Raw genomic sequence first — 14,354 nt, forward strand, 5'->3', positions numbered from 1 at the left:
CGACATGCCGAGCTTCTTCATCGACAGGCCGATCTTCGCCTGGGTGGTTGCGCTATTCATCTGCCTGATCGGCGCGATTGCGGTGCCGCTGCTGCCGATCGCGCAATATCCGATCATCGCGCCGCCGTCGATCTCGATCTCGACCAGCTATCCCGGAGCCTCGCCGGAAAATCTCTACAACAGCGTCACGCGGCTGATCGAGGAAGAGCTCAACGGCGCCTCCGGCATCCTCAACTTCGAATCGACCAGCGACTCGCTCGGCCAGGTCGAGATCATCGCCAATTTCCAGCCGGGCACCGATACCAACGACGCCTCGGTGGAGGTGCAGAACCGCATCAAGCGCGTCGAGGCGCGTCTGCCGCGTGCGGTGATGCAGCAGGGCATCCTGATCGAGGAAGCCTCCAGCGCGGTGCTCCAGATCATCACGCTGAGCTCGACCGACGGCAGCCTCGACGAGGTCGGGCTCGGCGACTTCATGATCCGCAACGTGCTGGGCGAGGTCCGCCGCATCCCCGGCGTCGGTCGCGCCACGCTGTACTCGACCGAGCGCTCGCTTCGCGTCTGGGTCGATCCGGCTAAGCTCGTCGGCTACGGACTGACCGCCGACGACGTCAACAAGGCCATCGCCGCGCAGAACGCGCAGGTGGCGTCCGGCAGCATCGGCGCCGAGCCGAGCACCGATACGCAGAAGATTTCCGCGCTGGTGCTGGTCAAGGGTCAGCTCTCCTCGCCGGACGAATTCGGCGCCATCATCCTGCGCGCCAATGCCGACGGCTCGACCGTGCGCCTGCGCGATGTCGCGCGCGTCGAGGTCGGCGGGCTCAGCTACCAGTTCAACACGCGCCTCAACGGCAAGCCGACCGCGGGTCTGTCGGTGCTGATGTCGCCGACCGGCAATGCGCTGGCGACCGCGAGCGCGGTCGAAGCGAAGATGAAGGAGCTGTCGCGCTTCTTCCCGGCCAACATCACCTACGAGATCCCCTACAACATCACGCCCGTGGTCGAGGCCTCGATCAAGAAGGTGCTGACGACCCTGGTGGAAGCCGTGGTGCTGGTGTTCGTCGTGATGTTCCTGTTCCTGCAGAACATCCGCTACACCATCATTCCGACCATCGTGGTGCCGGTGGCGCTCTTGGGCGCCTGTTCCACGCTGCTGCTCGCCGGCTACTCCATCAACATGCTCTCGATGTTCGGCATGGTGCTCGCGGTCGGCATCCTCGTCGACGACGCCATCGTCGTGGTCGAGAACGTCGAGCGCATCATGGCCGAGGAAGGCCTGCCGCCGAAGGAGGCGACGCGCAAGGCGATGTCGCAGATCACCGGCGCCATCATCGGCATCACCCTGGTGCTGATGGCAGTGTTCGTGCCGATGGCGTTCTTCCCGGGCTCGGTCGGCATCATCTACCGCCAGTTCTCCGTCACCATGGTCGCCGCGATCGGCTTCTCCGCCTTCCTCGCGCTGTCATTGACGCCGGCGCTGTGTGCGACCCTGCTCAAGCCGGTCAAGAAGGGCCACGGCCATGCCAGCAAGGGCGTGTTCGGCTGGTTCAACCGCGTGCTCGACACCAGCCGCGCGGGCTATACCCGCACCGTGCAGGGTTCGCTGAAGCGCACTGGCCGCCTGATGCTGATCTACCTCGTGCTGTTCCTCGGCGTCGCCTACGGCTTCGTGCGCCTGCCCGGCGGCTTCCTGCCCGTCGACGACCAGGGCTTCGTCACCACCGACGTGCAGACGCCGTCGGATTCGTCCTACGCCCGCACCGAGGCCGTGATCGAGAAGGTCGAAAAATATCTCAAGGACCGCGCCGGCATCGAGAATGTCACCTTCCTCACGGGCTTCAGCTTCTCCGGCCAGGGCATGAACACCGCGCAGGCCTTCATCACCTTGAAGGACTGGTCGGAGCGCGGGCCCAAGGATTCCGCCGCGGCGATCGTCAACGACATCAACCGCGACCTCTCATCGATCCGCGATGCCAAGATCGCGGCGCTGCAGCCGCCGCCGATCGACAACCTCGGCAACTCCTCCGGTTTCTCGTTCCGCCTTCAGGACCGCGGCCAGAAGGGTTATTCGGCGCTGATCGCCGCATCCGATCGCCTGATCGCGGAGGCCAATGCCAGCGCAGTGCTTCAGAAGGTGTATATCGAAGGCCTGCCCGAGGCGGGCGTGGTCAATCTCGTGATCGACCGCGAGAAGGCCGGCGCCTTCGGCGTCACCTTCGAGGACATCAACAACACGATCTCGACCAATCTCGGCTCGAACTACATCAACGACTTCCCGAACCGCGGCCGCATGCAGCGCGTCGTGGTGCAGGCCGACGCCCGCGACCGCATGCGGACCGAGGACATCCTCAACTACAACGTCAAGAACAGCCGCGGCCAGCTGGTGCCGTTCTCGTCCTTTACCACGGTGGAATGGGCACGCGGTCCGACGCAGATCGCCGGCTTCAACTATTATCCGGCGGTGCGCATCTCCGGCGAAGCGAAACCCGGCTTCACCTCGGGCGATGCGATCGCCGAGATGGAGCGGCTTGCCGACAGATTGCCGCGCGGCTTCGGCTATGAATGGACCGGACAATCGCTCCAGGAAAAACTGTCGGGCTCGCAGGCGCCGTTCCTGCTGGCGCTCTCGGTATTCGTGGTGTTCCTGTGTCTGGCCGCGCTGTACGAGAGCTGGACCATTCCGCTCGCAGTGCTGCTGACCGTGCCGCTCGGCATCGTCGGCGCCGTCGCCGCAGCCATGCTGCGCGGCCTGCCCAACGACGTCTACTTCACCGTCGGCCTGATCACCATCATCGGCCTCGCCGCGAAGGACGCGATCCTGATCATCGAGTTCGCGAAGGATCTGCGGAAGGAAGGCAAGCCGCTGGTGGAAGCCACCATTGAGGCCTGCCGCCTGCGCTTCCGCCCGATCCTGATGACCGGCCTCGCCTTCATCTGCGGCGTGCTGCCGATGGCGATCGCGCATGGCGCCGGCGGCGCCAGCCAGCAGGCGCTGGGCAGCATCGTGATGGGCGGCATGATCGCGGTGGTGATCCTGGCGCTCCTGATGGTGCCGGTGTTCTTCGTCTCGGTGCAGCGCGTGCTGGGCGGGGACCGGGAGCAGGCCGCGGAGAATGCCGAAGTCTACGGCCCGCCTGCGCCGGCAAGGGGAGGCCACTGATGTCCGTCGGCGGCGCCTCCGGCTTGCTTTTCCAGCATAGTCAATCCAGATTGCAGCTCTGGATTGAACGGGGAGCGGTCAGGCAACCCGGAGATTGAGAGCATGCGATGCGGCCGAGCGATATTGCGATCTCGAACTATCGCTCGATCCGGCGGCTCTCGATGGCCATTCAACCGCTGTCGGTCTTCGTCGGCGAGAACGGCGTCGGCAAATCCAATCTCTACAAGTCGCTGTCGCTGCTGCGCGACGCGGCGACCGGCCGGATCACGCGCACGATCGCCGACGAGGGCGGATTGAACTCGGTCTGCTGGTCAGGCATGCGCCAGCGCGGCGAGGACGGGCGGCTGCGATTGGCGGCCAGATTCGACAACATCAAATACGCGATCGAACTCGGACATCCGGGCCCGGTCGAGGCGGCATTTCCCGGCGAGCCGATGATCAAGTCCGAACGCATCGAGGCGTTCCATGGCAAGCGGAAAGTCCTGATGATGGAGCGGACGAATTCACATGTCAGCGTCCGCGGCGAGAGCGGCGCCTGGAGCGAGCACAAGAATGCGGTGTTGCCATCGGAAACCGCGCTCGCCGATTTCCTCGACGGCCAGACATGTCCCGAAGTCGGCTTGATCAGGAACGCCTTGCAGAGCTGGCGCTTCTATCACGATTTCCGCACCGATCCGGCGTCGCCGATCCGCAAGCCCTGCCTCGCGATCACGACGCCGTCGCTGAGCGCCGATGGCAGCGACCTGGCTGCCGTTTTGGCAACGCTCTACGCGATCAGGGAGGATGCGGCCGACCTGCAGGATGCGATCGAGGATGCATTCCCCGGTGCCGAGCTCCGGGCATGGGAAGCAAACGGGCGCTGCGAATTCGAGTTGCGGCAGGCGGACATGCCGCGCCCGTTCAAGGCGCACGAACTATCCGACGGCACGCTGAAATATATCTGCCTGCTCGCCGTGTTCATGGGCTATCGCCTGCCGCCGTTCATCGCGCTGAACGAGCCCGAGACCAGCCTGCATCCATCGCTGTTGGCGCCATTGGCGAGGTTGATCGCCAAGGCGTCGCGCCGCGCCGACATCTGGATCGTCACCCATTCGGAACAACTGATGGAGGCACTGCGCAGCGAGAGCTCGGTGCCGCTCCGCCGGGTGATCAAGGCGAAGGGCGCCACCACCATCGAGGGCCTGACCGCTGGCGGTGAATTTCGTGACCGGGAAGACGACCAGGATGACGATGACGATGACGATGATGACGACGAATAGATCGCGCCGTCGCGCTACTGCCCGAGCGGCTTCAGGATCTTGATCAGCTCGCCGTGCACGAACTCGTTGCCGCAGACCACGTGGCCGGTCTGCAGCGGGTCGTCATTGCCCTGGATGCCCGAGACGGTGCCGCCGGCTTCGCGGACCATCAGCTGGCCGGCGGCGATGTCCCAGGATTGCAGGTTGCGCTCCCAATAGCCGTCGAGGCGGCCGGCGGCGACGAAGGCGAGGTCGAGCGAAGCGGCGCCGAAGCGGCGCAGGCCCGCGACCTTGGTCTGGATCGCGGTCATCTCGCGGCGGAATTCCTCGTGGTCGCCGCGGCCGATATGGGGCAGGCCGCAGGCCACAACGCATTCGTTGAGCTGGCGGCGGCCGGCCACGCGCAGGCGCTGGTCGTTGAGGAAGGCGCCCTTGCCGCGCTCGGCGATGTAGAGCTCGTCATTGGCGGGGTTGTAGATCACGCCGGCGATGATCGTGCCCTCACGCGCGAGGCCGATCGAGATCGCGAATTGCGGGATGCCGTGCAGGAAATTGGTGGTGCCGTCGAGCGGATCGACGATCCAGGTGTGGCTCTTGTCGGTGCCTTCGCGGGTGCCGCCCTCTTCGCCGATGAAGCCGTAGCCGGGCCTTGCCTTGGCGAGGTCCTGATAGAGGATCTCCTCGGCGCGCTTGTCGGCGAGCGAGACGAAATTCGCCGGCCCCTTCAGCGAGACCTGGAGATGCTCGATCTCGCCGAGATCGCGCTTGAGGCTGCGGCCGGCGCGGCGCGCGGCCTTGACCATGACGTTGATAACAGCGGAATAGAGCATGATGGAAGCTGGTGGCTTTCGAGCGTTGGAAATCGATCGGGCAGCGTAGCAAGACCCTGCCCGTCATCCTGAGGAGCGCGGAACGCGCGCCTCGAAGGATCGACGGCCCGGTCCGGGGCCGTCGATCCTTCGAGGCTCGCTCCGCTCGCACCTCAGGATGACGGGAAACGGCCTGTGGCGCCCTTAGTTTCGGACTGGGTGCCCTCTGGAAGTGGCGCCGTCAAGGCGTCATTTGACGTTGTTTCCGATCCATTTTCGCGCGGCTGCTTCGCCCTTGGCGCGGTCTTCCGGGCTCATATCGGCCAGGATGTCGTCGAGATCGGGGTCGCCCTTGCCGGCGGTCTTGGCGACCGTGTGCCATTTCAGCGCCTCGACCTTGTCCACCGGGGCGCCGACGCCGGTCGCCAGCACATGGGCGAGCCGGTTCTGCGCGATCGCGCTGCCCTGGCGGGACGCCTTGCGGAGCAACGCGACGGCCGCCGGCTGGTTCTTCGGCGTGCCGGTGCCGTTGAACATCGCGATCGCATATTCGACCTCGGCATCGACGTTGTCGGCGAGCGAGGCGGCCTGGAGCAGCCGCACCGCGCGTTCCGGGTCCTTCGGCACACCGGTGCCTTCCTTGTAGAAGGTCGCGAGCGCGTATTGCGCCTCGGGCAGGCCTGCATCGGCGGCCTGGCGCAGCAGCTCCGCCGAGCGCTTGACGTCCTGCGGCAGGGTCTGGCCGTCGAGATAGAGCAAGGCGAGGTTATAGGCGGCCTTGGGCTCGCCGAGCTTGGCGGCGGAGGCCATCAGCTTGACCGCCTCGCCCTTGTCGACCGGGCCGCCGCGGCCCGACATGCGCAGCATGGCGAGCGCGAACATCGCCTCGCGATCGCCGGAATCGGCGGCGCGCTTGTACCATTCGGCCGCCTTGGCGTAGTCGCGCTTGACGCCGAGCCCATTGGCATAGAGCTCGCCCAGCATCGTCATGGCCTTGGCATCGTTGTTGTTCTGCGCGCGCACGGTCGCGAGGTCGAACGCGGTCTTGTACATGCCGCGCTGATAGGCGCCGTAGACGAGGTCGACATTGGGATCGTCGACGGCCTGGGTCGGGGTCGGCGAGGGAGTCGGAGATGCGGCAGGCTTCGGCGTCGCGGAGGCGGCGGGCTTGGGCGTCGGCTTCTTCGCGACCGGCGAATGCACCTTCGGCTTCGGAGCCTCCTTCTTCGCGGGCGGCGTCTGTGCCGGCGGCGTGATCGAGAGCTGCGCCATCGCGCCGCTCGCCAGCATCGTGCAGCCGAGCGCAACACCTATCGGACGCAGGCATTTCATTCCGGCGTCATCCCTCGGCCTTTCCGTCGGCCTTGGCCCTGCCGAATGTGCCCGGCATGCGCTCGCGCAATCGCGTCGCCGATCTCGACAAGCGCCGCCTTGGCGCCGCGCGGATCGGACCAGATGAACTCTCCGACCAGCACGAAATCGGCGCCGGCCGCCGCGAACGCCTCGGCTTCCTCGCGCGAGGTGGCAAAGCCGACGCAGGGCGGCTCGAACAGCTCGGCCCACCAGTCCAGCCGTTCGGCGATGGCCTGGGATGACGGGCGCTGGCCTTTCTCGTCGGGCTCGCCGAACAGCACGTAGTCGGCGCCCATCTCGCCCGCGCTCATGGAATCGTGGCGCGTGGCAAGCCCGCCGACGCCGGCGATGCGATCGGGCTTGAGCGAGGGCGCCGCCTCTTCCAGCGCGGCAAGGCCGGTGAGGTGCGCGCCGTCGGCGCCGGCGCGGGCCACGACATCGGGGTGACCGTCGATCAGCAGCGCCGCGCTGGCGTTCTGGATCGCAGGCGCCAGCGCCTTGATGGTGGAGATCATGCTGCGCGGATCGCTCTCGCGCAGCCGCACCAGCACGGCCGCGACATCGGCCGCGGCAAGCAGCTCGGTGAGCTCGGCCGCAAGCTGAGCGGGCTCATCGACCACCGGCGTTGCCAGATAGAGGCGCGGCGCTGGCCGCGGCGGAACGGGCTTGGTCGCCAACTACGCCGCCTGTTTCTCGAGGCCGGCTTCCCAATCGCCGGTGCTCGCGAGCCCGTTCATCCGCGCGCGATGGCTGAAGGCGCGCTGTCCGGCCGCGACGTTCCCGGCCTTGCCGGACCAGGCCTTCTGCGGCGCGGCCTGGAGCGCGCGGCCGTAGGAGAAGGTCAGTTTCCAGGGCAAATTGCCGATCTTGTTCATGGCGTCGAGGTGGGCGGTTGCTTCCTCGTCGCTCTGGCCGCCGGAGAGGAAGGCGATGCCGGGCACGGCTGCGGGCACGCAGGCCTTGAGCAGCCGGATCGTCTTCTCCGCGACCTCCTCGACGGAGGCCTGCTTCGGACACTTCTTGCCCGAGATTGCCATGTTCGGCTTCAGCACCATGCCTTCGAGCGCGACGCGCTGCACGCGCAACTCCTGGAACGTCTTGTTGAGGACGCGTTGCGTCACCTCATAGCACCGGTCGATGTCGTGATCGCCGTCCATCAGCACTTCCGGCTCGACGATCGGCACGATCTGCGCGGCCTGGCACAGCGCGGCATAGCGCGCCAGCGCGTGGGCGTTGACGCTGATCGCGGTCATCGAGGGGATGCCGCTGCCGATGTCGATCACCGCGCGCCATTTGGCAAAGCGCGCGCCGCGCTCGTAATATTTCTTCAGCCGCTCGGCGAGCCTGTCGAGCCCGACCGTGACGAGCTCGCCCGGGCACATCGGCAGGGCTTGCGTGCCCTCGTCGACCTTGATCCCCGGGATGGCGCCGCTCTGCTCGATCAGCTTGACCAGCGGCGTGCCGTCCTTGGCGTCCTGCCAGATCGTCTCGTCATAGAGGATCACCCCGGAGATGTACTGGCTCATGGCGTCCTTGGCGCGAAACAGCATCTCGCGATAGTCGCGGCGGTTCTCTTCCGTCGATTCCACGCCGATGGCGTCGAAGCGCTTCTTGATGGTGCCGGAGGATTCGTCGGCGGCAAGGATGCCCTTGCCTGGGGTGACCATGGCAAGCGCGATTTTGTTCAGGTCGGAGAGGTTCATCGGGGCGTCCTCCAGAGCCATTGCCTTTGCAAACCAAAATAGGCGGTTCTCGGGCAAATGCCTAGAAAACGTTCGTCGCGGCCGGTGTTTGTCGCAGCCGGCGATCAAGCCCTCGGGACACCGTTTCCGACTGCGCCGGAGCCGGTGTCCCGCCGTAATGTTTCAGGCGATATGTTGTCAGGCAACCTTGTCAGGCCACCTTGGGGTCGAGCTCGCCCTTGGCGTAGCGCTTGGCCATCTCGGCGGTGGTCAGCACCTTCTTGACCTTGGAGGCCTGGCCGGCGGTATTGAACTCCTGAAGGCGCTGCTTGCACAGCTTGGTCATCGCTTCCATCGCCGGCTTCAAATATTTGCGCGGATCGAACTCTTCCGGATTGTCCTTGAGCACCTTGCGGATCTGGCCGGTCATCGCCATGCGGTTGTCGGTGTCGATGTTGATCTTGCGCACGCCGTTCTTGATGCCGCGCTGGATCTCGCTGACAGGCACGCCCCAGGTCGGCTTCATCTTGCCGCCATAGGCGTTGATGATGTCCTGGAGATCCTGCGGCACCGACGAGGAGCCGTGCATGACGAGATGGGTGTTCGGCAGCTTGCGGTGGATCTCCTCGATCACGTTCATGGCGAGGATGTCGCCATCGGGCTTGCGGGTAAATTTGTAGGCACCGTGAGAAGTCCCCATCGCGATCGCGAGCGCGTCGACCTTGGTCTCCTTGACGAACTTCACGGCCTCGTCCGGATTGGTCAGGAGCTGGTCGTGGCTGAGCTTGCCTTCGGCGCCGTGGCCGTCTTCCTTGTCGCCCATGCCGGTTTCGAGCGAGCCGAGCACCCCGAGCTCGCCTTCGACCGAGATGCCGCCGAGATGGGCCATGTCGGTCACGGTCTTGGTGACGCCGACATTGTAGCCCCAGTCGCCGGGGGTCTTGCCGTCGGCCTTGAGCGAGCCGTCCATCATGACCGAGGTGAAGCCGGCCTGGATCGCGGTCATGCAGGTCGCCGGCTCGTTGCCGTGGTCGAGATGCACGCAGACCGGAATGTGCGGATAGATCTCGGTCACCGCGTCCATCATGTGCTTGAGCATGACGTCGTTGGCGTAGGAGCGGGCACCGCGCGAGGCCTGGATGATGACGGGCGCGTCGACCTGGTTGGCCGCGTCCATGATCGCCAGCGCCTGCTCCATGTTGTTGATGTTGAAGGCCGGTACGCCGTAATCGTTCTCCGCCGCGTGGTCGAGCAGTTGACGTAACGTGATCCGAGCCATTCCATTTCTCCCTGTAGTGCAAGTTCGCGGATGTGACCTAAATCAACCTTTTTTCAAGACTTCGACGCCGGGCAGCGGCTTGCCTTCCATCCATTCGAGGAACGCGCCACCGGCGGTCGACACGTAGGAAAAATCGCCGCCCACGCCCGCCTGGTTCAGCGCCGCGACGGTATCGCCGCCGCCGGCGACCGAGATCAGCTTCTTCGTCTTGGTGCGTTCGGCGGCATGTTTGGCCGATACCACCGTGCCGCGGTCGAACGGCTGCATCTCGAAGGCGCCCAGCGGTCCGTTCCAGACCAGGGTTGCCGCATCGTCGATCGCCGCGTGGACGCGCGCGACCGATTGCGGGCCGACGTCGAGGATCATGCCGTCGGCCGGGATCGCATCGAGCCCATAGGCATGCGACGGCGCGTTGGCCGCGAAATGATAGGCGACGGTCGCATCCACGGGGAGGATGATGGCGCAGTTGGCGGCGTCCGCCTTCTCCATGATGCGCAGCGCGGTCGGCGCGAGGTCCTTCTCGGCCAGCGACTTGCCGATCGCGACGCCCTGGGCGTGCAGGAAGGTGTTTGCCATGCCGCCGCCGATCACGAGTGCGTCGACCTTGGTCACGAGATTTTCGAGCAGGTCGATCTTGGTCGAGACCTTGGCGCCGCCGATGATCGCGATCACCGGCTTGGTCGGGGACCCCAGCGCCTTCTCCAGCGCATCGAGCTCGGCCTGCATGGTGCGGCCGGCATAGGCCGGCAGCTTGTGGCCGAGGCCTTCGGTCGAGGCATGGGCGCGGTGCGCCGCCGAGAAGGCGTCGTTGACCCAGATGTCGCCGAGCTTGGCGAGCTCCGCGACGAAGGCGGGATCGTTCTTTTCCTCTTCCTTGTGGAAGCGGGTGTTTTCGAGACAGAGGATGTCGCCGTCCTTGAGCGCCGCCACGGCCTTGGCCGCGGGTTCGCCGATGCAGTCGTCGGCGAAGGCGACCGGCTTCTTCACCACCTTCGACAGCGCTTCGGCGACGGGCTTGAGCGACTCCTTGGCATCGCGCCCCTTCGGCCGGCCGAAATGCGCGAGCAGGATGACCTTGCCGCCCTTGTCGGCGAGCTCGGTGATGGTCGGCGCCACGCGCTCGAGCCGGGTCGAGTCGGTGACGCGCCCGTTCTCCATGGGCACGTTGAGGTCGACGCGCAGCAGCACGCGCTTGCCCTTCACGTCCACGTCGTCGAGGGTGCGGAACGATTTTGTCATGAGCGTTTCCTGTGCGGCCGGACACCGCCGTCCGACGGACGGCGTCGCTTTCGCTTGCCGATGTCGCGGCCGTTGAGGTCGCGAACGCAGGGGGCAAACACGCAGATGCCCGGCGGTGAGCCGGGCATCACGAACAGTCGAACTTAAACCAGCTTGCCGATCGCGACGGCGGTGTCCGCCATGCGGTTCGAGAAGCCCCACTCGTTGTCGTACCAGGACATCACGCGCACCAGCGTGCCGTTCTGCACCTTGGTCTGGTCCTCATGGAAGGTCGAGGAGTGCGGATCGTGGTTGAAGTCGATCGAGACGTTCGGCGCACTGGTGTAGCCGAGGATGCCCTTGAGCTGCTGCTCGCTGGCGCGCTTCATCGCCGCGTTGATCTCCTTGGCGTCGGTGGCGCGCTTGGCGACGATCTTGAGGTCGACCACCGAGACGTTCGGGGTCGGCACGCGGATCGCGACGCCGTCGAGCTTGCCCTTCAGCTCGGGCAGCACGAGACCGATCGCTTTCGCAGCACCGGTCGAGGTCGGGATCATCGACATCGCAGCGGCGCGGCCGCGGTAGAGATCCTTGTGCAGCGTGTCCAGCGTCGGCTGGTCGCCGGTATAGGCGTGGATCGTGGTCATGAAGCCGGTCTCGATGCCGACGAGATCGTTCAGCACCTTGGCGACCGGCGCGAGGCAATTGGTGGTGCAGGAGCCGTTCGAGACGACCAGATGATCCTTGGTCAGGGTGTCGTGGTTGACGCCGTAGACGATGGTGGCATCGGCGCCGTCGGCGGGCGCGGAGACCAGCACGCGCTTGGCGCCGGCGGTCAGATGGGCGGAGGCCTTGTCCTTCGAGGTGAAGATGCCGGTGCATTCCAGCGCGATGTCGACGCCGAGATCCTTCCAGGGCAGCTTCGAGGGATCGCGCTCGGCGGTCACCTTGATCTTGCCGTTGCCGAAGCTGATGGAGTCGCCATCGACGGTGACAGTGCCGGGGAAGCGGCCATGGACGCTGTCGAAACGGAGCAGATGGGCGTTGGTCTCGACCGGGCCGAGATCGTTGATGCCCACGACCTCGATGTCCTTGCGGCCTGACTCGGCGATAGCCCGCAGGACGTTGCGGCCGATGCGGCCAAAACCGTTGATTCCGACGCGGACTGCCATGTTCGTCTCCTCTAATGCTGTCGTCAGCCCCGCGGGAGTGCTCCCACGAGGTTTTTACGGCGGAACGCCCGGTTCGGCCGGGCGCGTACGGAAAAGATGGAGCTTAGGTAATCCTTTTTTGCGACAAGCTCAACCTTGGCCGACGGGTGTCAGGCCAGCGTCAGACGCGCTTGGTGGCAGCGTTAACGACGGCTTCAGCAGTAATGCCGAAATGCCGGAAAAGGTCCTTCGCCGGCGCGCTGGCGCCAAATCCGTGCATGCCGATGAATTCGCCGTCATGGCCGATCACGGCATCCCAGCCCCAGCGCACCGCGGCCTCGATCGCGATCTTGACCGGGGCGTTGCCGATAATGGCATTTTGCCGCTCGGCGGGCTGTGCCAGCAGCAATTCCAGCGACGGGACCGAGACCACCCGCGTCGCGATGCCGCGTCCGGCGAGCTGCTTCTGCGCCTCGACCGCGATCTGGACCTCGGAACCCGACGCGAACAATGACACTTTTGCGTCACCCTGGGCCGCGACCAGCTCATAGGCGCCGGCTGCGCAGGGATTGTCGTTCGGTGCGGTGGTCCGCAGCTGCGGCAGGTTCTGCCGTGTCAGCGCCAGCACGGTCGGACCGTCGATACGGTTGAGCGCGAGCTCCCAGCATTCTGCGACCTCGATGGAATCGCAGGGGCGGAACACGCGCATGTTGGGAATGGCGCGAAGCGCGGCGAGATGCTCGACCGGCTGGTGCGTCGGGCCGTCCTCGCCGAGGCCGATGGAGTCGTGCGTCATCACATAGACGACGCCGGTGCCCATCAGCGCGGCAAGGCGCATCGCGGGACGTGCGTAATCGGTGAACACCAGGAAGGTCGCGCCGTTCGGCGCGAAGCCGCCATGCAGGAAGATGCCGTTCATCGCGGCGCACATGCCGTGCTCGCGGATGCCGTAATGGATGAAGCGGCCCTTCGGCGTCTTGGCCGAGAACGCGGTCGCCGACTTCGCCTTGTTGTTGTTGGAGCCGGTGAGATCGGCGGAGCCGGCCAGGAATTCCATTGGCATCGCGGCGGCGATCACCTCGATCGCAGCCTCCGACGATTTGCGCGTCGCGACGTTAAGCGGATTTTCCAAGAGCCCCTTCTTGAAGGCGCGCAGCCCCTTGGCGAGCGACTGCGGCCGCTCATGGCGCAGGCGGCGCTCGAACTCGGCGCGCTTGCGGCTGCCGAGCTGCGCGAACTGCTCGTCCCAGGCCTTGTGCTCCGCGGCGCCGCGGCTGCCGGCCGCGCGCCACGCCTTCAGCACGTCGTCGGGCACCGAGAACGGCTCGAGCGAGATGCCGAGATTTTCCTTGGCGGCCTTGAGCTCGTCGGCGCCGAGCGCCTCGCCATGCACCTTCGAGGTGCCGGCCTTGTGCGGCGCCCCGAAGCCGATGGTGGTGCGGCAGGCGATCAGCGTCGGCTTGTTCGATTTTTGCGCGCGGGTGATGGCGGCGGCGATGGCGGCCTGATCCTGGCCGTCGATCTTCTCGGCGGCCCAGCCCGCCGACTTGAACCGCTTCACCTGGTCGACGGAATCGGAGATCGAGGTCGGGCCGTCGATCGAGATGCCGTTGTCGTCGTACAGCACGATCAGCTTGTTGAGCTTCCAGTGCCCGGCCATCGCGATCGCTTCCTGCGACACGCCTTCCATCAGATCGCCGTCGGAGACGAGCACATAGGTGTGGTGGTCGACGATCTTCTTGCCGAACTCGGCGGCCAGCATCTTCTCGGCGAGCGCCATGCCGACTGCGGTCGAGATGCCCTGGCCGAGCGGGCCGGTGGTGGTCTCGATGCCCTTGGTGCGGAAATTCTCGGGGTGCCCTGGGGTGAGCGAATCGACCTGGCGGAACTGCTTGATCTGGTCCAGCGTCATCTCGGCATTGCCGGTGAGGTACAGCAGCGAGTAGAGCAGCATCGAGCCGTGGCCGGCCGAGAGCACGAAGCGGTCGCGGTCCGGCCAGGCGGGCGCTGCGGCGTCGAATTTCAGGAACTGCGTGAACAGCACCGTGGCGATGTCGGCGGCACCCATCGGCAGGCCGGGATGGCCCGATTTGGCCTTCTCGACAGCGTCCATCGAAAGGCCGCGGATCGCGTTGGCCATACGGGTGTGATCGACCTGCGTCATGATGAAAAGTCCGCCTAAAATGAGGAGCTGATTGCTGGACGGATCGGGGCGGGCAGCCGCGATACGCGCGTGGATGGCCTTACGGGTTGGGGGTGGATTAGCACCTCAATTCCGCAAGTCCAAGGCGATGAAACGCCTCAAAACGGGGAAAAGTGGCCCGAAATCGCCCTATTTCATTCAACGGTGCATAGTTCTGCGCCGCCGTTGCGCTGGGCTCGCTTGCCACGTAAATTTCGTCCCGTAAACGCTTGCCGAACCGCCAGTTTTGCCGTGCGGCAGGCCTGTCTTCCGCAGGCCACC

The 14,354-nt window shown here is 65.7% G+C and carries 10 protein-coding genes; 2 read left to right on the forward strand and 8 right to left on the reverse strand.

Translation table 11 applies throughout. From position 1 onward, the window contains the following. Window positions 1–4: 4 nt before the first annotated feature. Window positions 5–3,160: a multidrug efflux RND transporter permease subunit gene (locus RX327_RS05835; protein WP_317249730.1), complete on the forward strand. Its 3,156-nt coding sequence runs from the start codon at window positions 5–7 to the stop codon at window positions 3,158–3,160. 107 nt (window positions 3,161–3,267) lie between these two features. Then, entirely contained in the window at window positions 3,268–4,419 is a 1,152-nt protein-coding gene (locus RX327_RS05840; RefSeq protein WP_050385259.1) for an AAA family ATPase, read from the forward strand. Between the two features lie 14 nt (window positions 4,420–4,433). Here RX327_RS05840 and RX327_RS05845 read toward each other — a convergent pair whose 3' ends face one another. The 8 genes from RX327_RS05845 to tkt form a co-directional block, all read right to left on the reverse strand. Next, window positions 4,434–5,228, reverse strand: coding sequence for an inositol monophosphatase family protein (locus tag RX327_RS05845; protein WP_317249731.1), 795 nt, complete (start codon window positions 5,226–5,228; stop codon window positions 4,434–4,436). A 228-nt stretch (window positions 5,229–5,456) separates the two neighbouring features. Further along, window positions 5,457–6,539 (reverse strand): HcpA family protein, encoded by a 1,083-nt coding sequence (locus RX327_RS05850; RefSeq protein ID WP_317249732.1) that lies wholly within the window; start codon window positions 6,537–6,539, stop codon window positions 5,457–5,459. Beyond that, on the reverse strand, window positions 6,536–7,237 hold the full coding sequence (locus RX327_RS05855) for a thiamine phosphate synthase (RefSeq protein WP_317249733.1): 702 nt from the start codon (window positions 7,235–7,237) through the stop codon (window positions 6,536–6,538). Before RX327_RS05855 ends, RX327_RS05850 begins: the two co-directional genes overlap by 4 nt. After that, window positions 7,238–8,263 carry a class I fructose-bisphosphate aldolase gene (locus RX327_RS05860; protein ID WP_317249734.1) on the reverse strand — a complete coding sequence of 342 codons (1,026 nt, stop codon included), beginning with the start codon at window positions 8,261–8,263 and terminating at the stop codon, window positions 7,238–7,240. 190 nt (window positions 8,264–8,453) lie between these two features. Beyond that, window positions 8,454–9,521: a class II fructose-bisphosphate aldolase gene (gene fba / locus RX327_RS05865; RefSeq protein WP_317249735.1), complete on the reverse strand. Its 1,068-nt coding sequence runs from the start codon at window positions 9,519–9,521 to the stop codon at window positions 8,454–8,456. 42 nt (window positions 9,522–9,563) lie between these two features. Further along, window positions 9,564–10,760, reverse strand: coding sequence for a phosphoglycerate kinase (locus RX327_RS05870; RefSeq protein WP_317249737.1), 1,197 nt, complete (start codon window positions 10,758–10,760; stop codon window positions 9,564–9,566). A 143-nt stretch (window positions 10,761–10,903) separates the two neighbouring features. Further along, window positions 10,904–11,911: a type I glyceraldehyde-3-phosphate dehydrogenase gene (gene gap / locus RX327_RS05875; RefSeq protein WP_317249738.1), complete on the reverse strand. Its 1,008-nt coding sequence runs from the start codon at window positions 11,909–11,911 to the stop codon at window positions 10,904–10,906. Window positions 11,912–12,071: 160 nt separating this feature from the next. After that, window positions 12,072–14,054 (reverse strand): transketolase, encoded by a 1,983-nt coding sequence (gene tkt / locus RX327_RS05880; protein WP_317249739.1) that lies wholly within the window; start codon window positions 14,052–14,054, stop codon window positions 12,072–12,074. Between the last annotated feature and the right edge of the window lie 300 nt (window positions 14,055–14,354).

It is taken from the genome of Bradyrhizobium sp. BEA-2-5, assembly GCF_032918025.1.
In the GTDB taxonomy this organism is placed as follows: Bacteria; Pseudomonadota; Alphaproteobacteria; order Rhizobiales; family Xanthobacteraceae; genus Bradyrhizobium; species Bradyrhizobium pachyrhizi.